Origin of the sequence: Metabacillus litoralis, assembly GCF_003667825.1 — a bacterium.
GTDB classification, from domain to species: Bacteria; Bacillota; Bacilli; order Bacillales; family Bacillaceae; genus Metabacillus; species Metabacillus litoralis_B.
Map to the genome: position 1 here is coordinate 46251 of NZ_CP033043.1, position 18773 is coordinate 65023.

General features: G+C 36.4%; 17 protein-coding genes and 1 riboswitch. Of the genes, 14 read left to right on the forward strand and 3 right to left on the reverse strand.

The features are described from left to right. The first annotated feature begins 26 nt into the window (after nt 1-26). The 9 genes from D9842_RS00205 (at nt 27) to D9842_RS00245 (ending at nt 9546) form a co-directional block, all read left to right on the forward strand. Nucleotides 27-1631 carry an ABC transporter substrate-binding protein gene (locus D9842_RS00205; protein WP_257535954.1) on the forward strand — a complete coding sequence of 535 codons (1605 nt, stop codon included), beginning with the start codon at nt 27-29 and terminating at the stop codon, nt 1629-1631. A gap of 81 nt (nt 1632-1712) precedes the next feature. Beyond that, nucleotides 1713-2660: an ABC transporter permease gene (locus tag D9842_RS00210; RefSeq protein WP_098795354.1), complete on the forward strand. Its 948-nt coding sequence runs from the start codon at nt 1713-1715 to the stop codon at nt 2658-2660. Between the two features lie 12 nt (nt 2661-2672). Beyond that, nucleotides 2673-3584, forward strand: coding sequence for an ABC transporter permease (locus D9842_RS00215; protein ID WP_121660742.1), 912 nt, complete (start codon nt 2673-2675; stop codon nt 3582-3584). 30 nt (nt 3585-3614) lie between these two features. Continuing rightward, nucleotides 3615-4499: a DUF1028 domain-containing protein gene (locus D9842_RS00220; protein ID WP_121664888.1), complete on the forward strand. Its 885-nt coding sequence runs from the start codon at nt 3615-3617 to the stop codon at nt 4497-4499. Nucleotides 4500-4504: 5 nt separating this feature from the next. Beyond that, nucleotides 4505-5491: an ABC transporter ATP-binding protein gene (locus tag D9842_RS00225; protein WP_121660743.1), complete on the forward strand. Its 987-nt coding sequence runs from the start codon at nt 4505-4507 to the stop codon at nt 5489-5491. Beyond that, a complete protein-coding gene (locus D9842_RS00230) occupies nt 5491-6453 on the forward strand; it encodes an ABC transporter ATP-binding protein (RefSeq protein WP_121660744.1) in 963 nt (320 codons plus the stop codon). The genes D9842_RS00225 and D9842_RS00230 overlap by 1 nt, the downstream gene beginning before the upstream one ends. A gap of 173 nt (nt 6454-6626) precedes the next feature. After that, nucleotides 6627-7118 carry a DUF2798 domain-containing protein gene (locus tag D9842_RS00235; RefSeq protein ID WP_121660745.1) on the forward strand — a complete coding sequence of 164 codons (492 nt, stop codon included), beginning with the start codon at nt 6627-6629 and terminating at the stop codon, nt 7116-7118. 191 nt (nt 7119-7309) lie between these two features. Beyond that, nucleotides 7310-7392: riboswitch (cyclic di-GMP riboswitch) on the forward strand. A gap of 71 nt (nt 7393-7463) precedes the next feature. Beyond that, nucleotides 7464-7811: a hypothetical protein gene (locus D9842_RS00240; protein ID WP_121660746.1), complete on the forward strand. Its 348-nt coding sequence runs from the start codon at nt 7464-7466 to the stop codon at nt 7809-7811. 355 nt (nt 7812-8166) lie between these two features. Further along, nucleotides 8167-9546 (forward strand): MFS transporter, encoded by a 1380-nt coding sequence (locus tag D9842_RS00245; protein WP_121660747.1) that lies wholly within the window; start codon nt 8167-8169, stop codon nt 9544-9546. Between the two features lie 99 nt (nt 9547-9645). Here the strand turns inward: D9842_RS00245 and D9842_RS00250 are convergent, their stop codons facing one another. Next, nucleotides 9646-10533, reverse strand: a complete 888-nt coding sequence (locus D9842_RS00250; protein WP_121660748.1) for a LysR family transcriptional regulator — start codon at nt 10531-10533, stop codon at nt 9646-9648. A gap of 139 nt (nt 10534-10672) precedes the next feature. Between D9842_RS00250 and D9842_RS00255 the strand changes: the two genes are divergently transcribed. Genes D9842_RS00255 through D9842_RS00265 form a run of 3 tightly spaced genes read left to right on the forward strand, consistent with a single transcriptional unit; the run spans nt 10673 to nt 13250 of the window. After that, complete coding sequence (locus D9842_RS00255) at nt 10673-11860, forward strand: acetyl-CoA C-acetyltransferase (RefSeq protein WP_121660749.1); 1188 nt, start codon at nt 10673-10675, stop codon at nt 11858-11860. 18 nt (nt 11861-11878) lie between these two features. Next, a complete protein-coding gene (locus D9842_RS00260) occupies nt 11879-12571 on the forward strand; it encodes a CoA transferase subunit A (RefSeq protein WP_121660750.1) in 693 nt (230 codons plus the stop codon). Nucleotides 12572-12593: 22 nt separating this feature from the next. Next, nucleotides 12594-13250 carry a 3-oxoacid CoA-transferase subunit B gene (locus D9842_RS00265; protein WP_121660751.1) on the forward strand — a complete coding sequence of 219 codons (657 nt, stop codon included), beginning with the start codon at nt 12594-12596 and terminating at the stop codon, nt 13248-13250. An 88-nt stretch (nt 13251-13338) separates the two neighbouring features. On the opposite strand, the gene aguA is transcribed toward D9842_RS00265, so the two are convergent. Together aguA and D9842_RS00275 are read right to left on the reverse strand one after the other, a co-directional pair. Further along, nucleotides 13339-14436 (reverse strand): agmatine deiminase, encoded by a 1098-nt coding sequence (gene aguA, locus D9842_RS00270; protein ID WP_121660752.1) that lies wholly within the window; start codon nt 14434-14436, stop codon nt 13339-13341. A gap of 113 nt (nt 14437-14549) precedes the next feature. Then, nucleotides 14550-15950: a sigma-54 interaction domain-containing protein gene (locus D9842_RS00275; RefSeq protein ID WP_121660753.1), complete on the reverse strand. Its 1401-nt coding sequence runs from the start codon at nt 15948-15950 to the stop codon at nt 14550-14552. Nucleotides 15951-16124: 174 nt separating this feature from the next. Here D9842_RS00275 and D9842_RS00280 point away from each other — a divergent pair, with 174 nt between their 5' ends. After that, the gene (locus D9842_RS00280) at nt 16125-17381 is read left to right on the forward strand and encodes a M20 family metallo-hydrolase (protein ID WP_121660754.1); all 1257 of its coding nucleotides are present in this window, start codon (nt 16125-16127) and stop codon (nt 17379-17381) included. 2 nt (nt 17382-17383) lie between these two features. Next, complete coding sequence (locus tag D9842_RS00285; RefSeq protein WP_121660755.1) at nt 17384-18772, forward strand: aminotransferase family protein; 1389 nt, start codon at nt 17384-17386, stop codon at nt 18770-18772. Nucleotide 18773: the final 1 nt, after the last annotated feature.

The window sequence follows — 18773 nt, forward strand, 5'->3', positions numbered from 1 at the left end:
TACCAATACAAAAGGGGGTTAAGATATTGATAAACAAAAGAAACACTATTCTCGCTTTGTTGTTAGCATGTTTGCTTATGATTAGTGCATGTTCTTCACAATCAACAAGCGAGGAAGGCGAAGCAACAAATGATGGTGGTAGTAATTCGATTGTAGTTGGATTAGAGGCAGAGCCAACAACATTGGATGCCCATCAAATGTCAGACTACAACTCTAGTAGAACAGCGATGGAAATCTATGACCAACTTGTTCAATTTAAAGATGAAAGCACTGAGCTTGAAGCAGACCTAGCTGAGAAATGGGATGTGTCAGATGATGGATTGGAATATACGTTTTACTTAAAAAAAGACGTAACATTCCATGATGGCACGCCATTTAATGCTGAAGCTGTTAAGTTTAGCTTTGAAAGACAAATTGATCCAAATCATCCGTTCCATGATACAGGGCAATATGCGTATGCAGAATTTACATTTGGAACAGTCAATAAAATTGAAGTAGTTGATGAATTCACAGTGAAACTTACATTAAAAGAACCATTTGCTCCATTTTTAAGCAACTTAGCTATGCATGCAGCTAGTATTGTAAGTCCAACAGCTGTTGAAAAGTATGGAGCTGATTTCACCAAAAATCCGGTTGGTACAGGTCCATTTAAATTTGTAAGCTGGGATCCAGGTATTGAAGTAGTTTTAGAGAAAAATACGGATTATTTTAAAGGTGAACCAAATGTAGATCAGTTAATTTTTAAACCGATAACTGAAGCACAAACTCGTTTGGCAGAACTTGAAGCAGGAAACATTGATATGATTGTGAACGTTCCGCCGGATGATTTAGAGCGTCTTAAGATTGATGAAAACTTACAAGTTATCGAGCAAGCAGGCATGCATACTTGGTGGACAGCGTTTAATACACAAAAAGAACCATTTAATAATGTGAAAGTTCGTCAAGCTGTTAACTATGCAATTAACAAAGAAGCGATTGTGGATGGAATTCTTCAAGGAACAGGTGAATTAGCTAATACACCGTTACCACCGACAATCTGGGGTCATAATCCGAATGTAGAAAATTATGAATACGATCCTGAGAAAGCAAAAGAACTATTAGCTGAAGCTGGCTATGCAGATGGATTTGACGTAACATACTGGGTTCCTGAATCTGGTTCTGGTATGCAACAACCTCAAGCGATGGCAGCTGCTATCCAAGCGGACCTTAAAGAAGTAGGCATTAATGTTGAAATTCAAACATTAGAGTGGGGAGCTTATTTAGATAAGGTTTTCCTTCCACCTGATCAAAATGATATGGATATGCACCAAATGTCATGGGTTGGAGATAATGGAGATCCTGATAACTTCTTATACATTCTTTTAAGCAGTGAACAATGGCCAACAGCCGGCTTTAACGATTCCTACTACAAAAATGATAAAGTAGATGAATTGTTGGCAAAAGCACGTGTAACGAAGGATAAAGGTGAACGTACAACAATGTATGAAGAAGCACAAAAACTGATTATGGAAGATGCTCCATTAGTTGTGTTAGATCATGAAAAACAAATCATTGTTGCGAACAACAGAGTAAAAGACTTTGCTCTTCACCCAACAGGTGTGTTCCGCTTTTCAGGAGTAAAGGTGGAGTAGATAGTACGTCTAAAGGGGAGCTTGTCTCCTCTTTAGTTTTTAAATGGATGAATAAAGAAGTGTTTGAAAGAGGTGGTTAACATGGCTTCATATATCATTAAAAGGTTGGTTAGTTTAGTGCCGGTTCTGATTGGTGTGACGATACTAGTATTTTCGATCATGCATCTATCACCAGGGGATCCAGCGAAAATCATGTTAGGCCCAAAAGCAACGGAGGAATCAATTAAAGCATTAAATGCTCAATTAGGTCTCGATCAGCCTTTATATGTTCAATATTTTTCTTGGATCGGAAATGTGTTAACTGGTGATTGGGGAAGATCATTGCAAATGAAGATGGAAGTACTACCACTTGTTATGGATCGCTTCAATGCTACGTTAATTCTCACATTTTTTAGTGCCATTTTAGCAGCTGTCATTGGAATTGGTGTAGGTATTGTATCTGCCTACAGAAAATATTCGTGGATTGACAGAGGTCTTATGCTGTTTGTTTTATTTGGATTCTGTTTACCTGTATTTTGGCTTGGACTTATCTTACAAATTATCTTTGGCCTCAAATTAAATATCCTTCCAATGTCCGGCATGTACTCTCCGGGTACAACAGGCTTTGCTGATCTTTTCATGCATATTATCCTACCATCTTTAGCGTTATCAGCGGGGGCCGGTGCAGTCATAGCTAGGATGACTCGTTCAAGCATGTTAGAGGTGTTTGAGCAGGACTATATCCGAACTGCCCGTTCGAAAGGAATTACAGAAAGAAAAGTCGTGTATGTTCATGCCCTGAAAAATGCTTTTATTCCTGTGTTAACAGTCCTCGGTATGCAAATCGGCTATTTATTAGCTGGAGCTGTACTTGTTGAGATGGTATTCTCGTGGCCAGGAATAGGGACATTAATGATTAATGGAATTTTGGCACGAGACTTTCCTTTAGTTCAGGGGATTATCCTTTTTGTGGCATCAACTTATGTGTTAATTAACTTAATTGTCGATATTTTATATGCATTATTAGACCCAAGGATTTCTTATCGTTAGGTGGTGTGATAGATGGAACCAGTAGTGAAACAAGAACAACTTCCTCCTTATCAAAAGATAGAAGAGGAGAAGCCAAAGAAGGCTCAAGGACCTTGGCGAATAGCTATTAAGAAGCTAACAAGAGATAAAGCTGCAATAACAGGATTAATCATTTTGGTTGTTATAGCAATTGTCCTACTTTCAGCCCCGATTCTTCCTATCCAGGATCCTGATGAGGTGAACTTAGGTAATCGTCTCCAACCGATAGGGACGGCAGGAAATATTTTAGGAACAGATGATTTAGGAAGAGATTTGTTAAGCAGGTTAATTTGGGGAGGAAGAGTATCGGTAGCGATTGGATTTATTGCTGTTGCGATTGCCTTATTCTTTGGAACAATACTAGGCTTAATTGCAGGATATTTTCAACGTTTTTTTGATGGAGTCATTATGAGGTTCATGGATATCTTAATGGCATTCCCTTATGTTTTATTGGCCATTGCGATCATTGCTGCGTTAGGACCTGGCTTATTAAATACGATGATTGCCGTTAGTATTGTAGGCATTCCTTATTACGCGCGAATCGTTAGAGGAAGTGCCCTTATGTATCGAAACATGGAATTTGTTTTAGCAGAGCGTGCGTTAGGAGCAGGACATGGTCATATTATTTTTCACCATATCTTACCAAACTGCTTGCCTCCACTAATTGTTGCAGCTAGCTTAGACATAGGGTGGATGATTCTCGCTGCTTCAGGCATGAGCTTTTTAGGATTAGGTGCACAGCCACCGATGTCTGAATGGGGAGTTATGCTGAGTGAGGGGCAAAAATTTATTCGTGTTGCCCCACATGTGAGCTTGTTACCTGGATTTGCCATATTTTTAGTTGTTCTTTCACTTAATTTAGTCGGAGATGGATTACGTGATGCACTTGATCCAAAATCAAAATAAGAAAAAAAGGATGATGATGACATGAAAAAGATGAATAAAATTCCTCGTGATTTTGTTAATACATTTTCTATTGTAGGATATGATCCGGTTACAAAAGAACATGGTGTTGCAGTTGCTTCAAAGTTTCTCTCAGTTGGGTCATTAGCTCCTTATGCCAAAGCAGGAGTTGGGGCAATAGCTACTCAATCTTGGGTAAATGTGGATTATGGAATAAAAGGACTTCAATTAATGGAAAGTGGATTAAGTGCAGAAGAAGCATTACAAGAAGTAACAAAAGGAGACGAGAAGTTAAGCGTTAGACAGGTAGGGTTTGTTGATGCTAATGGGAAAAGTGCAACATTCACTGGTGAAGAATGCTTTGATTGGGCAGGAGGGATTGCCGGAGAGAACTTTGCCTGTCAAGGAAACATACTAGTTGATGAAAATACAGTAAAGGCAATGAGTGAAACATTCCAGAAAACAGAAGGAACACTTGCTACTAGGCTAGTAAAAGCTTTACTTGCTGGAGAAGAAGCAGGCGGTGACAGTCGTGGTAAACAATCAGCATCACTCTTAGTTGTAAAAGAAAATGGAGGATATGGTGGTTATACCGACCGTTATATTGATTTACGTGTTGATGATCATCAGGAGCCTGTCGTAGAACTGCAAAGACTATTACATTTACATCAACTATATTTTGAAAGGACGTTACCTGAGGATGTTGTACCTGTAGAAGGTGAGCTTAAGCAACAGCTTGCTAATAAATTGCGTAAACTAGACTATTTAAAATCAGATAATGCTACAGACGAGGAATTATTTGAGGCCATTTATTCCTTCCATCTTATCGAAAACTTTGATGAAAGAGTGCAAGAAAAAGGATTTGTTGATTTAAAAGTAGTTGAGTTTATTAACGAATTCGCGGAGCGAGAGGACTGATAGAAATGACCGCTCTCTTAGAAATAAAAGATTTAGAAGTAAGGTTTAAAAAAGACCGCAAATATGTTTCTACGATTAATGGGGTCAGCTTCAATGTAATGCCGGGAGAAACAGTTGGAATTGTGGGAGAATCAGGATGCGGTAAAAGTGTTACTTCTCTTTCGGTGATGGGATTATTACCAAAGGAATATAGTCAATTGGGTGAAAATAGCAGCATCGAATTTAATGGGAAAGTAATAAACGGGTTATCTGATTTAGACTATCAGCGAATAAGAGGAAATGAAATCGCAATGATATTCCAGGACCCAATGTCTTCCTTAAACCCGGTACTTACAATTGGCTATCAAATGGTGGAAATGATTCGCAATCATACAGATTTAAATAAGAAACAAGCGAATGCTAAGGCAGCCGAAATGCTTGAAAAGGTTGGGATTCCAAGAGCAAATCAAATCTTAACTGAGTATCCGCATCAGCTTTCTGGTGGGATGAGACAGCGGGTAATGATTGCAATGGCTCTTTCTTGTAATCCCAAATTACTTATCGCAGATGAACCAACAACTGCCCTTGATGTGACAATACAAGCACAAATTCTTGACTTAATGAGAACACTTCAAAAGGAATTTAATACAGCAATCATGTTAATTACGCATGATTTAGGGGTTGTAGCAGAAGTGTGTGATAGAGTCATTGTTATGTATGCTGGTAGAGTTGTTGAAGAAGCCACAGTTGCTGAAATTTTTAATAATCCAAAGCATCCGTATACGAAAGGATTGTTAGAATCGATCCCTAGTTTATCGGACGAAAAAGACCGTTTACATGCAATTCCAGGTTCTGTCCCATTGCCTGAAGAAATGCCAGCAGGCTGTCGATTTGCACCAAGATGTGCACATGCAACAGAGTCTTGTTATCAGTTGATTCCACCAAGACTAAAAATATCTGACAATCAATTTACATGTTGTTGGCTTTATAGTGAGGACGGTGGCGTAGGGTGATGGAGGAATTATTAACAGTTAAAAATCTTAAAAAATACTTTCCTATTAAAAAAGGAATTTTAAGTAGAGAAGCTGGCAGTGTAAAGGCTGTAGATGATGTGACATTCTCATTATTTGAGGGTGAAACATTAGGTCTTGTAGGGGAAAGTGGTTGTGGTAAGTCTACACTAGGTAGAACTGTTCTTCAATTGTTTAAGCCTACCGAGGGAGAGGTCCTTTATAAAGGTAAAAACATATCTAACATGTCTTTTAAAGAACTAAGACCATATAGAAAAGACATGCAAATGATTTTTCAAGATCCTTATTCTTCTTTAAATTCACGAAAAACAATCAAAAGTATTTTGATGGAACCATACCAAATTCATTCATTATATAGTAATAAAGAGCGTGAAGAAAAGGCAGATGAAATGCTCGAGAAGGTTGGCTTAAATAGATTATTTGCCCATCGATATCCACATGAATTTAGTGGTGGTCAGCGTCAGCGAATAGGAATTGCGAGAGCTTTAATGCTAGAGCCCGATCTTATTATCGCAGATGAACCTGTTTCCGCATTAGATGTTTCTGTCCAGGCACAAGTGTTAAACTTAATGCGTGATCTACAAGAGGAATTTAAGTTAACCTATTTATTTATTGCTCATGATTTAAGTGTTGTTAAGCATTTTAGTACAAGAGTTGGAGTTATGTATCTTGGCAGAATGGTAGAGTTATCCGATAAAGAAAACTTATATAAAGCACCTCTGCATCCTTATACACAGGCATTGTTATCAGCAGTTCCTGTCCCTAAAGTAGGTGGAGCAAGAGAGAGAATTATTTTAAAGGGTGATGTTCCTAGTCCTGATAATCCGCCTAGTGGATGTGCTTTTCATACAAGATGTGCACAGTGTATGCAAGTTTGCAAGGAGGAGCGACCACAACTGAAGGAAGTGGCAACGGGACGGTATGTTGCGTGTCATCTTTATTAATTAAATTCTTCAAATAATAAGCAAAAAGGCTTCAATTCCAACTATGGATTGAAGCCTTTTTTGTTTCCTCTATGTTCTTAAATAATCTCTATTGTTCACAAAATGTTCACTTACGAGGAATTTTTATAATCGATATACTTACAAAAGCACAAACAACAGGAAGGATGAGTAATTTGCCAACAACGAAAAAAGAGGGGATTTATTTTGGTTTGATGATGTGTACCGGTATGGTCATTGTGATGGGGATTTATAATATGATTCTTACTGGAATGCTTGGAGAAATTTCATTTATAGAAGGACTTGTTCAACTTTTAAGTGCATTTATTGTAGCATTGTTACTTGATTTATTTTTAGTTGGTCCTTTTGCGAAGAAGATTGCCTTATCTTTGCCATTTGATAAGTCTAAGAAAATTTTTATGATCCTGTCTATTTCATTCTTTATGGTGCTGGGTATGGTCATTTTCATGTCACTTTATGGAGTAATTGCTGCTTATTTAACGAACGGGCTATCAACAGATTCTTTTTTACAAAGCTACCTGTCTACAGTAGCTAAGAACTTTGCTTTAGCATTTCCGCTTCAGCTTATTGTTATGGGGCCACTTGTTCGATTTTTGTTTATGAAGTTTGTTAAAGGTGAAACAAGAAGCATGGTGGAGTCAGTGTAAAGGACTACAAAGGTAAGCAGGCTAATTCTGCTTGCTTTTTTAATTTGTAAAGGGAAACTCGTAAGTTAAAGTGGTTTCATGGCAACTTGTACATAGATTGGGGAAAATTTAAAAGAAAAAAATATATTGAATTATTTTCTTTTTCGTATAATAATATATAGGTACATTTAACTAGTCTTTTAGACTTATTGATGTCAATTAGGCAAACTTATTGAAAAATAAGGACGCAAAACTATGGGTCTAAGGCTATAGCTATGATTGCCAAGTTACAGAATCAAACAAAAATGTATTGTTTCTTTTGGTTATTCATCTAGACCACACATGACAAAGAGGAGAGGCAATATTATGGCAAGTGGAAGTTATCAAATGAAAGTAAATTCAAGCACGAAGATTTTTGATATGTTTGTCGGAGGAACATTTACACCTACTGATGTGCAAAACTTCGTCAGAGATTATAACAATGAAGTGAATCGTATCAATGCTAGCGAGTATGTGCTAGAAATAGATTGTACTTCTATGGATCTTTTAAAACCTGAAATGATTCCAAGCTTGGAGAGTTCTTACAGAATGTACAAGGAATCAGGATTCAAAAAAGTTGTTTTTAATATTAATGGAAATGCAATATTAAAGCTACAATTAAGCAGGCTAGCTAGAAACACAGGTTTAACCAACGCAGAAGTTAGAGAAGTCTAATAATTATGAGAGAAACAGATACTGTTTCTCTTTTTTTTGGAAACAAAATGTAATGCATAAGGAGAAGATATTTGGTGCATTAATGTAGTTTTCTTGTGCTTTAAAGAAATTCATCTTATTAACTAAAGTGAATCTTTGATTCGAGTAAGAAGTCGCTTTCATTTTAACATTACTTTATTTGAAAGCGATTGCTAATATGTAAGTAACTTAAGAAATTCGAACTACAATCTAGTCATTAGTTACTATATGTTTAATTAACTAAGTATTTGAGTTTATAGTTTTAAAAGTGAAGTAATATAGGTTAAAGATGAAACCGCTACAATTGTGAAATCAACAAGTAAAGGAGTGTAATAAAATGGAGACAGCAAGAAATTATGATTTGTACTATGAAAGTACTCAAAAAACAGAATTGAAAAAGAGAGAAACAGCTTCTTATATTGGAGGTGGATTAGGCAACTCTTTACTATCTGGTCTTATTAATGTTTATCTAATGATTTATGCAACAGATGTTTTTGGAGTATCAGCATTAGCAGTAGGTTCAATCTTCTTTATTGCCAAAATTGTTGATGCCATTTCAGATCCAATTGCTGGTATCGTTGTAGATCGAACAAGAACACGATATGGTAAATTTAGACCTTATTTAATAGTAAGTAGTATCATCTGGGTTGTATTAACAATTCTTCTCTTCAATGGTCCAGATCTTTCTGATTCAGGGAAATTCACTTACTTATTAGTATTCTATATTTTATGGGGACTAGCATTTACATTTTTCGATGTTCCATATTGGAGTTTCTCAACTGTCATGACACAGGATGAAACAAAACGAACAAGATTAGTATCGATAGCCCGTGTTTCAACACTTGTAGGATTAATTCTTCTAATGCTAGTAGGAGGGCCAATTGTAGCTTATGTTGATGGAATAAATCCGGGTAGAGGTTACTCAAATTTAGCTATTTATGCATCTGTTTTAGCACTAATCTTTATGTTAGTTATGGCCTTTACATGTAAGGAAAGAGTTAAATCTAGTAATGAGACGATTAGTTTAAAACAAACATTGGCTTATTTGAAAATGAATAGACCTTTACAGCTAACGCTATTAACTGCTTTCTTAGGACTATCAATGCCAATTTCTCAATCACTTTCAGTCTACTTTGCTGTTAATAACTTAGGTAGTATTTCATATATGACGATGTTAAATGTACCTGCGTTGGCAATTGTCTTTTTAATTCCAATTATCGTGCCAGCTTTAACAAAGCGATTTGAAAAGAAATATATCTTTCTAACATGTTCAATTGCAAATGCTGTAGTTCTTTTAAGTTTATTCTTAATTGGCTATGACAACTTACCACTTGTTTTTATTTTAAATGGTATCACCTTATTATTTGCTTTAATTAACTCAACAATCGTTTCATTGTTAATTGCAGATTCCATTGACTTTGGGGAATGGAAAACTGGAAACCGTTTTGAAGCTATTTCCTTCGCAGTACAATCTTTTACAAGTAAGTGTCAAGGAGCAATAACAGGGTTAGTAGTTGGTTTTATCTTAACCTTTATTGGATATCAAGCTGCTTCACAAAGTCAAACTGCAGAAACAGTTAATGGAATATTTGCTGGATTTACGCTAGCTCCAGCTGTAATCGGTATCATTGCAGCCATTCCAATTCTTTTCATCAAATTCTCTGGTAAAGTTCGTGAAGATGCCATTGAGGAAATAAAACAGAGACGCCAAGTCTAAATACAATAACCTACTGTGGAGAGACTATTCTCCGGAGTAGGTTATTTTCATTTTTGAAAAGACCTGCACAGTAATAAGGTTGGTTTTATTGACATCATTCTACAAATATCGGGAAGTGACAGGCACTTCTAACTCCAATAACGCTCTAACCGCATACGATTGATATCGATCTTTTTTTGTAATAATTCCAAGCTCCCACATTGGTGGTGAGGCTAAGGGGATCATCTTAATAGACTGGCTATCCATTTTTTCATAAATTGATTTTGGAAGGAGTGTTATTCCTAATTCAGCTCCGACTAGTTCAGTGATCAAATCCCATTGAGAGCTTTCATAAGCGATATTTGGATGAAAACCTGCTTCCTTGCAATGGTTAATGATGAGCTCATGTAAGGCAAACTCTCTATTAAATAAAATAAAGTTTTCTTCAGCTAATTGTTGGAGGTTAACTTTCTTTTCGTTTGCCAATGTGTGAGATTTGTTGGTATAAAGCATAAATTCTTCATTAATAAACGGTGTGATATTGAACTTGCGAGCATCAGTTGGTAAGACGATCATCCCGACATCAACTTGCCCCTCTTCTACTAAGTGTTCAATCCTCTTAGCACCAAGTTCGATTAATTCTAAGGAAACCTCAGGATAAAGCTGTCTGAATTTCTTTGCAATAGTAGGAAAGAAAAGAGTTCCGATTAAAGGTGGAATTCCGATTTTAATTTCTCCGGTTGGGAGATTCATTAAATCATCTAATAATCTAGAAAGTTCGTCTGTGCTTCCTAAAATTTTAAGAGCTTGTTTATAAACAATTTCTCCAGCATCAGTCAGCATCAGCTTACGCGTTGATCGTTCGAATAATTCTACCTTTAGTTCTGACTCCAGTTTTTTAATGGATTTGCTTAAGGTAGGCTGTGAAATATAAGTGTTTACCGCTGCTTTTGTAAAGCTTCCATAGTTAGCAACTTCAGTAAAATAACGAAGATCTTTTAATTCCAAGCTCATCACCTTTTATTCTGATTTGTAATAAATTTTATAACTATTATTCATTTTACTCATAAGTTAGATTGCTGTAAATTAATAAGTAAATATAGAACAAAGCTTCAGAATAAACTCTTATTAAGGGGGGAACTTGGAGATGAGTCAAAATGAGGTTGTAATTGTAAGCGCTTTACGAACTCCGATAGGACAGTTTGGCGGAAGCTTGAAAAATATAAGTGCTGTTCAATTAGGTTCAATTGCTATTAATGCGGTGATGGAGAGAGCAGGAGTTAATGGAGATATGATAGATGAAGTGATTATGGGGAATGTGCTTCAATCAGGACTTGGTCAGAATCCAGCAAGGCAAGCAGCGATAGGAGCAGGTTTGCCACAACATGTTTCCAGTTTCACGATTAATAAAGTGTGTGGCTCTGGATTAAAGGCTGTTCACTTAGCTTCACAAGCAATTTTAACAGGTGACGCCGAAATCGTCATTGCTGGTGGAATGGAAAATATGAGTCAAGCGCCTTACCTTACAATGGGAGCAAGAGAAGGTTACAAAATGGGTGATCAAAAGATGATCGACAGTATGATTCATGATGGATTGTGGTGTGCGTTTAACGATTATCATATGGGGATTACGGCAGAAAATATTTGTGATCAATACAACTTATCACGTCAGGAACAGGATGAATTTGCGGCATGGAGTCAGGAAAAAGCAGAAAAGGCTTTGAAAGAAGGAAGATTTAAAGATGAAATCGTGCCGGTTACGATCCCGCAACGCAAAGGGGAACCCGTTCTATTTGATAAGGATGAATATGTTAAGCCTGGGACAACTGTTGAAAAGCTGGAAAAGTTAAGACCTGCATTTAAAAAGGATGGGAGGGTAACAGCTGGTAATGCTTCGGGAATTAATGATGGTGCTGCTGCAGTACTAATGATGAGTGCGCGCAAGGCTAAAGAACTTGGTATAAAGCCTTTAGCAGCGATTCGAGCAAATGCAAGTGCTGCCGTTGATCCGGGTATTATGGGAATTGGTCCAGTTCCGGCAACTAAGAAAGCATTAAAGAAAGCTAGATTAAGAGTTGAAGATTTAGATCTTATTGAAGCTAACGAAGCTTTTGCAGCACAATCGTTAGCAGTAGGAAAAGATCTTCAATTTTCAAAAGATAAATTAAATGTAAATGGAGGAGCTATTGCATTGGGACACCCGATTGGAGCGAGTGGAACAAGAGTATTAACGACACTTATTCACGAACTGAAACGTCGCAATGGCAAATATGGATTGGCAACATTATGTATCGGTGGCGGTCAAGGTGTTTCAACGATTATTGAAGCCTATTAAGAGAGAGGGGTATAGAGGATGAAGAAAATATTTACAAGCTTTGAAGAAGCGGTTGCAGAAATTAAAGATACTATGACATTAATGGTCGGTGGTTTTGGATTAGTTGGAATTCCTGAAAATCTTATTAAAGCTCTTCGTGATAAAAATGTAAAAGATTTAACGGTTATTTCGAATAATTGTGGTGTAGATGATTGGGGACTAGGTTTACTACTAAATAATAAACAAATTAAAAAAATGGTATCTTCTTATGTTGGAGAAAATAAAGAGTTTGAGAGACAAGTATTAAGTGGAGAATTAGAAGTTCAACTTACACCCCAAGGTTCGTTAGCAGAAAAAATTCGTGCAGGTGGAGCAGGAATCCCAGCGTTCTATACGCCAGCTGGTGTAGGAACACCTATTGCAGAAGGAAGAGAAACGAGAGAATTTAATGGAAAAGAATATTTATTAGAAGAGGCTCTTACCGCAGACTTTAGTTTAATAAAAGCTTGGAAGGCTGATAAATTAGGAAATGTTATTTACCGAAAAACGGCACAAAACTTTAACCCAATTATGGCTGCTGCAGGAAAAGTAACCATTGTAGAGGTGGAAGAAATTGTAGAAGTAGGTGAGCTTGATCCAGATGCGATTCATACGCCAAGCATTTATGTTCAAGGACTTATTGTTGGAGAGCATGAAAAGCGAATTGAGCGTTTGACTGTTAAATCTAAATAAAATAATAGAGGAGGGGAATAGTATGACAAATGTACGTGTGAAAATTGCCCAAAGAGCTGAAAAAGAAATTCAGGATGGTTTTTATGTGAACTTAGGTATTGGGATGCCAACAATGGTTGCGAACTATATTTCTGGTAATAAAAATGTTGTTCTTCAATCTGAGAATGGATTATTAGGGATTGGACCCTATCCAACAGAAGAAGAGGTAGATCCGGATTTAATCAATGCGGGGAAAGAAACTGTTACAGCCATTAAAGGGGCAAGCTTTTTCAGTAATGCCGAGTCATTCGCGATGATTCGTGGCGGACATATTGATGTTGCTATTCTAGGTGGAATGGAAGTATCCGAAAATGGTGATCTAGCAAACTGGATGATTCCAGGTAAAATGATTAAAGGTATGGGCGGTGCAATGGATTTAGTTCATGGTGCAAAAAAGATTATCGTTATTATGGAGCATGTGAACAAAGTTGGCCAACCTAAAATTTTGAGAAAGTGCACTTTGCCATTAACAGGGCAAGGGGTTGTTGATCGAATTATTACAGATCGGGCTGTTATTGATGTGAAAGAGGACGGACTACATTTAGTTGAAGTGGCAAAAGGGTATAGTGTTCAAGATATTGTTGATTCGACTGAAGCGGAGTTGAAGATTTCTGAGAATGTTTTGTACGATGTTTTTTGATTTTTAATAGAAAGAAAAACCCGAGTAGAAGTTGTTGTGAAGGGTTTCTATTCGGGTTTTTTATGTGGGCAATTATCTACCAAAGAAATTATGGTAATGGCTGTTGCTGAGTTATACAGTGAATATTGCCTCCTGCTACAGATATTTCTCTAGTGTTTACAGGAACGATTTCTCGATCTGGAAACATTTTTTTGAAAGCTTCGATGGCAACCTCATCTTGAGGATCATCAAATACAGGTAGTATCACACCACCATTGCATAAATAACAATTAATATAAGTGGAAATGAATGTTACATCTGTTGAGCGACGGAAGCTGTTATGAGCAAAGTCAATTTCTTCACTTTCAGATGGTGTTAATAGTATTTGGTCGGGAAGATGAATTTTATGGATTTTTAACTGTCTTCCCTTTGCATCTGTTGCGGTTTTTAATATCTCATAGGCATTTTTTAAAACCTCATACTGTGAATGGTTCGGGTCGTCAGTCCATCCAATTGCTACCTCACCAGGTCGGATAAAAAAGACAATTTCATCTACGTGTCCATCAGTTTCATCACCAACTAACCCATCTTTAAGCCAAATGACTTTTTTTATATTTAAGTAATCATCTAGTTTCTTTTCAATTTCTTCCTTTGAAAATGAAGGGTTACGGTTCGAATTAAGTAGACATTGCTCTGTTGTAATTAATGTACCTTCACCATCAACTGTAATGGCACCACCTTCAAGAATCAGTTCAGAAGCGTCATATCTTTTTAATTGTTCAATTTCAAGCACTTTCTTCTTAACATGCAAATCCAAATGCCAAGGAAAATATAGTCCCTCTTCCAGACCACCCCAAGCATTGAATCCCCAATCAATTCCGCGGACTTCACCTTTATCATTTTTTACAAATGTAGGTCCCATATCTCTCATCCAAGCATCATTAGAAGATAATTCTATAACTCTAATGTTTTCTGGTAGCTTGGCACGGGCGTTTTCAAATTGATCAGAGGATACGCACATTGTAACGGGTTCAAATCTTGAAATTGCTTTTGCTACTTCAACAAATACCCGTTGTGCTGGTTTTGCACCTGCTCTCCATGTATCAGTTCGTGTTGGCCAGAGCATCCAAGTTCCTTTGTGTGGCTCAAATTCTCCAGGCATTCTAAATCCATCTTTTTTTGGTGTGCTAGTAATCTGTACAACCATCTATGATCCTCCTAATCTTTGAATATATAGTAGGTGTATTTTAATCAATAAATTTTAGCTATTAATAAATTCAATTCATAAATAGTTATGCAATAAGTGTGCCAATTCTTAAACTAGACGTTATGTATATCATATTTTTTAATTCTCCTGGTGATAGATGATTGTGTAATTCCCAGTGCAGTAGCAGCTTTTCTTGCAGTGCCATGCTCAATTAATGCATGTTGAATCATTTCTTTTTCAATGTTTTCTATATACTCTGTTAGGCTTTGGTGATTTAACTGTAATGTTGAGATTTTATTAGAGGTAGTTTCACTGGTCGTTATTGATTTTTTGTGAATATCTTCTGGTAGGTCTTCTAACGAGATGCGGTTGTTATAGGCTGTGATGACTAATCTTTCTACTGTATTTTCTATTTCTCTAATATTCCCAGGCCATTCGTAATGCTGTAATTGTTCCAATGTTTCTTTGTTAAAAGCGACATTTCGGTTATATTTATAATTGAATTTTTCTAAGTAGTGGTAAAGAAGGGGAAGAATGTCGTCTTTTCGATCTTTAATAGAAGGTATTTGTATTGTGATGACATTTAGGCGGTAAAACAAATCCTCTCTAAATTTCTTTTGTTTCACCATTACCTGTAGATTTTGGTTTGTTGCTGTTATGATTCTAATATCTGCCTTTTTTTCCTCGGTACTTCCAATCGGAATGTATGTTTTATTTTGTAATAATTGCAGTAATTTTGGTTGTAGGTGTAGAGGTAGCTCCCCAATTTCATCTAAAAACAGTGTACCTCCATTAGCTTTTTCAACTAAACCTTGTTTTCCCTTGGAGTTAGCTCCTGTAAAAGCTCCTTTCGTATAGCCGAATAATTCTGATTCAACTAATGTTTCTGGTATTGCACCACAATTTATTTTTACAAATGGTTGATCAGATCTTTGACTCTTTAAGTGAAGCTCTTCTGCTGAAAAGCTTTTTCCTACACCAGACTCTCCAGTTAACAAAACAGTTGCATCAAAGCTTGCCACTCTGTTAATTAACTCAATCATTTCAATGTGTTTTTTACTTTTGCCTATGATCTTTTTATGATCTATTTCTTTTTTTTGAGATAATTTCATTTCTTGAATTTGTTCCCAGTATTGCTTTACTAATGCTTCCGTTTTTTCCAGCTTAAGTGAGGCTTTTACGGTTTCTGTCACATCTTTAACATGAACAACCACATATTCTGTTCCTTCTATTTTAATTAAATAGCCTGTTGCGAGATATTGTCTACCTTTTGAGGTTTGTACTTTTGTTGTTGTTTTTCTTGATTTTAAAACTATTTTTGTGACAGATGGAGTGAAAACCCCCATTGTTTCTAATTCCTCGACGGTTTTTCCAATTATTTTCTCTCGACTTAATCCTAACTGTTTTGTGCTTGTGTTATTAAGCCATTTTGCTATTCCATTATGATCAGCTATAAAGATTCCATCATTAAGATGATTAAGAACAGCTGTGAAAAATTCACTATGTAAACTCATACGTCATCTCCTTTTGAGTCGATATCGAATCAGTTAGTCGAAATCGATTCAACTTTGATGCGGAATCGATTCATTTGCGTGTTAATAGTATCATTATTCTGAAAAATTGTCTATTTAACATCAATTTTTCATTTGGCATAGATCTTGCACCTAGTAAAGTGAGGAGGGGAAGAAGTGGAAACAACTAAACTAAGTATTAATAGAACTAGGCTTCTAGAAACAATTAATATTAGTTCGAAAATAGGAGAGATAGATAATGGAGGGCTAAATCGATTAGCTCTAACACATGAAGATAAATTGATGAGAGATCAATTTTGCGAATGGCTGATAGCAGAAAATCTTGAGGTAAGAGTGGATGATTTTGGAAACATATATGGGCGAAGACCTGGTAGAAAAAATAATGAGCATGCACTAGCAATTGGGTCCCATCTTGATACTCAACCTTGTGGTGGTCGTTATGATGGAATACTCGGTGTTTTGAGCTCATTAGAAGTGATTCGTGTATTAAATGAGCATAACATTGAAACGGATTATCCGATCGAAATCATTAATTTTACAAATGAAGAAGGCGCAAGATTTTCACCACCGATGCTAGGATCAGGTGGGGTTGCCGGAGTATTTACCAAAGATTTTATTTATAACTTAAAAGATACAAACGGAGTAACATTTGAAGAAGCTCTAAAGGAAATTGGCTATATGGGGGATGAGGAAAATCGGATTAAATCAGTGAAAAGATTCATAGAGCTTCATATTGAACAAGGACCTATATTAGAAAGAGAGAACAAAACAATCGGAATTGTTGAAGGAATTCAAGGAATGAGCTGGTTAACGGTTAAAGTGATTGGAGAAAGCAATCATGCAGGACCAACTCCTATGGAAAATCGGAAAGATCCTTTAGTCATTTCATCCAAAATGATCACACTTATTAATGGGCTTACTCGTGAGATTGAGGGGTTAAAAACAACGGTAGGAAAGTTGAATGTTAGTCCAAATGTTGCAAATGTTATTCCGGGTGAAGTTGAATTTACGGTTGATATCAGACATCAAGATGATGAGATCAGAAATGACGCAATCGAAAGATTAAAAGAACAATTAAGCACAATTGCCTTTTTACATCAAGTGGAGTTAACGATTCAAACTCCTTGGAATTCGAATGCTGTTACGTTTTCACCGCTTATAACAAATGTTATTTCTGAAACTGCTGAAAAGTTAAATTTTTCATCTAAAAGAATGTACAGCGGTCCAGGACATGATGCTAAATATATGAGTTATTTAGGTGATACTGGAATGATTTTTTTACCTAGTATTAATGGAATTAGTCATAATGTGTTTGAGAAAACACTAGAAGATGATATTGAAAAAGGAGCTAATCTTCTTTTATCAGTTACTCTTAGTCTATCAACTGAAAATGAATATGTTGGGAGCGAATAAACATGACATTTAAACAAGAGGAATTACTAACAAAAACAAATTTTGAAGAGCTAAGTAATTTAGATAAAAAACATATCATCCACCCTGTAGCCGTGCCAAAGGTTCATGCATCAGTAGGACCAAAGATTATCTTTTCTGAAGGAAAAGGTGTTTATGTGAAAGACGTTCATAATCGTTCCTATATTGATGGAGTGTCAATGCTATGGAATGTCAATGTTGGTCATGGAAGAAAAGAATTAGCGGATGTGGCACATGAGCAAATGATGAAAATGGCATATAGCTCAACTTTCTATGGATATGGAAATGAGCCGGCTATCCGTTTAGCAGAGAAAATAGCCTCCATCACTCCTGGGGATTTAAATACGATTTTTTATACTTCCGGAGGATCTGAATCAAACGATACAGCTTTTAAACTATCACGTTTTTATTGGGAACAAAAAGGTTTTAAGAATAAAAGGAAAATTATTTCATTAAGACGAGGATATCACGGAGTAACAGTTTCAGCGCAGAGGGCAACTGGCATTGATGCATTTAGAAATTTTTCTGGCTCATCAGATCCTGATATTTTAAATGCAAAAGCTCATTTAACAGAATGTGAACTTGGAGACAAATCTCACCCTGAGTTTTCTGGATGTATCAGAAGCATTATTGAGAGTGAGGGGGCAGAGCATGTGGCAGCCGTCATTCTCGAGCCTATTCAGGGAGCTGGTGGCGTTCATCTACCTCCTGAAGGATATTTGAAAGCAGTGAGAAAGCTTTGTGATGAGTTTAATATTTTACTGATAGCGGATGAAGTCATTTGTGGTTTTGGTCGAACAGGAGAGTTATTCGGTGTAGATAATTGGGATGTTGTTCCTGATTTAATGAGTATTGCAAAAGGAGTTACAAGTGGGTATGCACACCTTGGTGGTGTTGTGATGAATAATCTAGTTGCCGATGTGATTAAGGATTATGATGATGTTCTTCCACATGGTTTTACGTATAGTGGCCACCCAACCGCTTGTGCTGTAGGGCTTAAGAATATTGAAATTATTGAAAATGAAAGACTAGTTGAAAACGCTCGTCAAATGGGCATTGAACTAGAAAAGGGTTTTCACTATTTAAACGAAAAACATGAGATTTTCACAAATCAAAGAAATGTTGGACTACTTGCTGGTTTTGATTTAATGAAAAATCCAGATCACAATATCCCTTTTGAGCAGTCCGCACAAGCAGCCGTTTCAGTTGTTGATGAGTGTTACAAACGAGGACTTTTAATAAGATGCTTTGATTTTGAGCCAGGGATGAATATAATCGCGGTTGCACCTCCATTAACTATTACGAAACTGGAGATTGAAAAGACCATTTCTATTTTGGATGATGCTTTAGCATCTTTTTCACAAACATTATGAT

What these genes read in the sequence shown, in the direction of transcription:
- D9842_RS00210 (WP_098795354.1), top strand. Translation starts at nt 1,713, where the DNA reads ATGGCTTCATATATCATTAAAAGGTTGGTTAGTTTAGTGCCGGTTCTG.
- D9842_RS00215 (WP_121660742.1), top strand. Translation starts at nt 2,673, where the DNA reads ATGGAACCAGTAGTGAAACAAGAACAACTTCCTCCTTATCAAAAGATA.
- D9842_RS00220 (WP_121664888.1), top strand. Translation starts at nt 3,615, where the DNA reads ATGAATAAAATTCCTCGTGATTTTGTTAATACATTTTCTATTGTAGGA.
- D9842_RS00225 (WP_121660743.1), top strand. Translation starts at nt 4,505, where the DNA reads ATGACCGCTCTCTTAGAAATAAAAGATTTAGAAGTAAGGTTTAAAAAA.
- D9842_RS00230 (WP_121660744.1), top strand. Translation starts at nt 5,491, where the DNA reads ATGGAGGAATTATTAACAGTTAAAAATCTTAAAAAATACTTTCCTATT.
- D9842_RS00240 (WP_121660746.1), top strand. Translation starts at nt 7,464, where the DNA reads ATGGCAAGTGGAAGTTATCAAATGAAAGTAAATTCAAGCACGAAGATT.
- D9842_RS00245 (WP_121660747.1), top strand. Translation starts at nt 8,167, where the DNA reads ATGGAGACAGCAAGAAATTATGATTTGTACTATGAAAGTACTCAAAAA.
- D9842_RS00255 (WP_121660749.1), top strand. Translation starts at nt 10,673, where the DNA reads ATGAGTCAAAATGAGGTTGTAATTGTAAGCGCTTTACGAACTCCGATA.
- D9842_RS00260 (WP_121660750.1), top strand. Translation starts at nt 11,879, where the DNA reads ATGAAGAAAATATTTACAAGCTTTGAAGAAGCGGTTGCAGAAATTAAA.
- D9842_RS00265 (WP_121660751.1), top strand. Translation starts at nt 12,594, where the DNA reads ATGACAAATGTACGTGTGAAAATTGCCCAAAGAGCTGAAAAAGAAATT.
- aguA (WP_121660752.1), bottom strand. Translation starts at nt 14,436, where the DNA reads ATGGTTGTACAGATTACTAGCACACCAAAAAAAGATGGATTTAGAATG.
- D9842_RS00275 (WP_121660753.1), bottom strand. Translation starts at nt 15,950, where the DNA reads ATGAGTTTACATAGTGAATTTTTCACAGCTGTTCTTAATCATCTTAAT.
- D9842_RS00285 (WP_121660755.1), top strand. Translation starts at nt 17,384, where the DNA reads ATGACATTTAAACAAGAGGAATTACTAACAAAAACAAATTTTGAAGAG.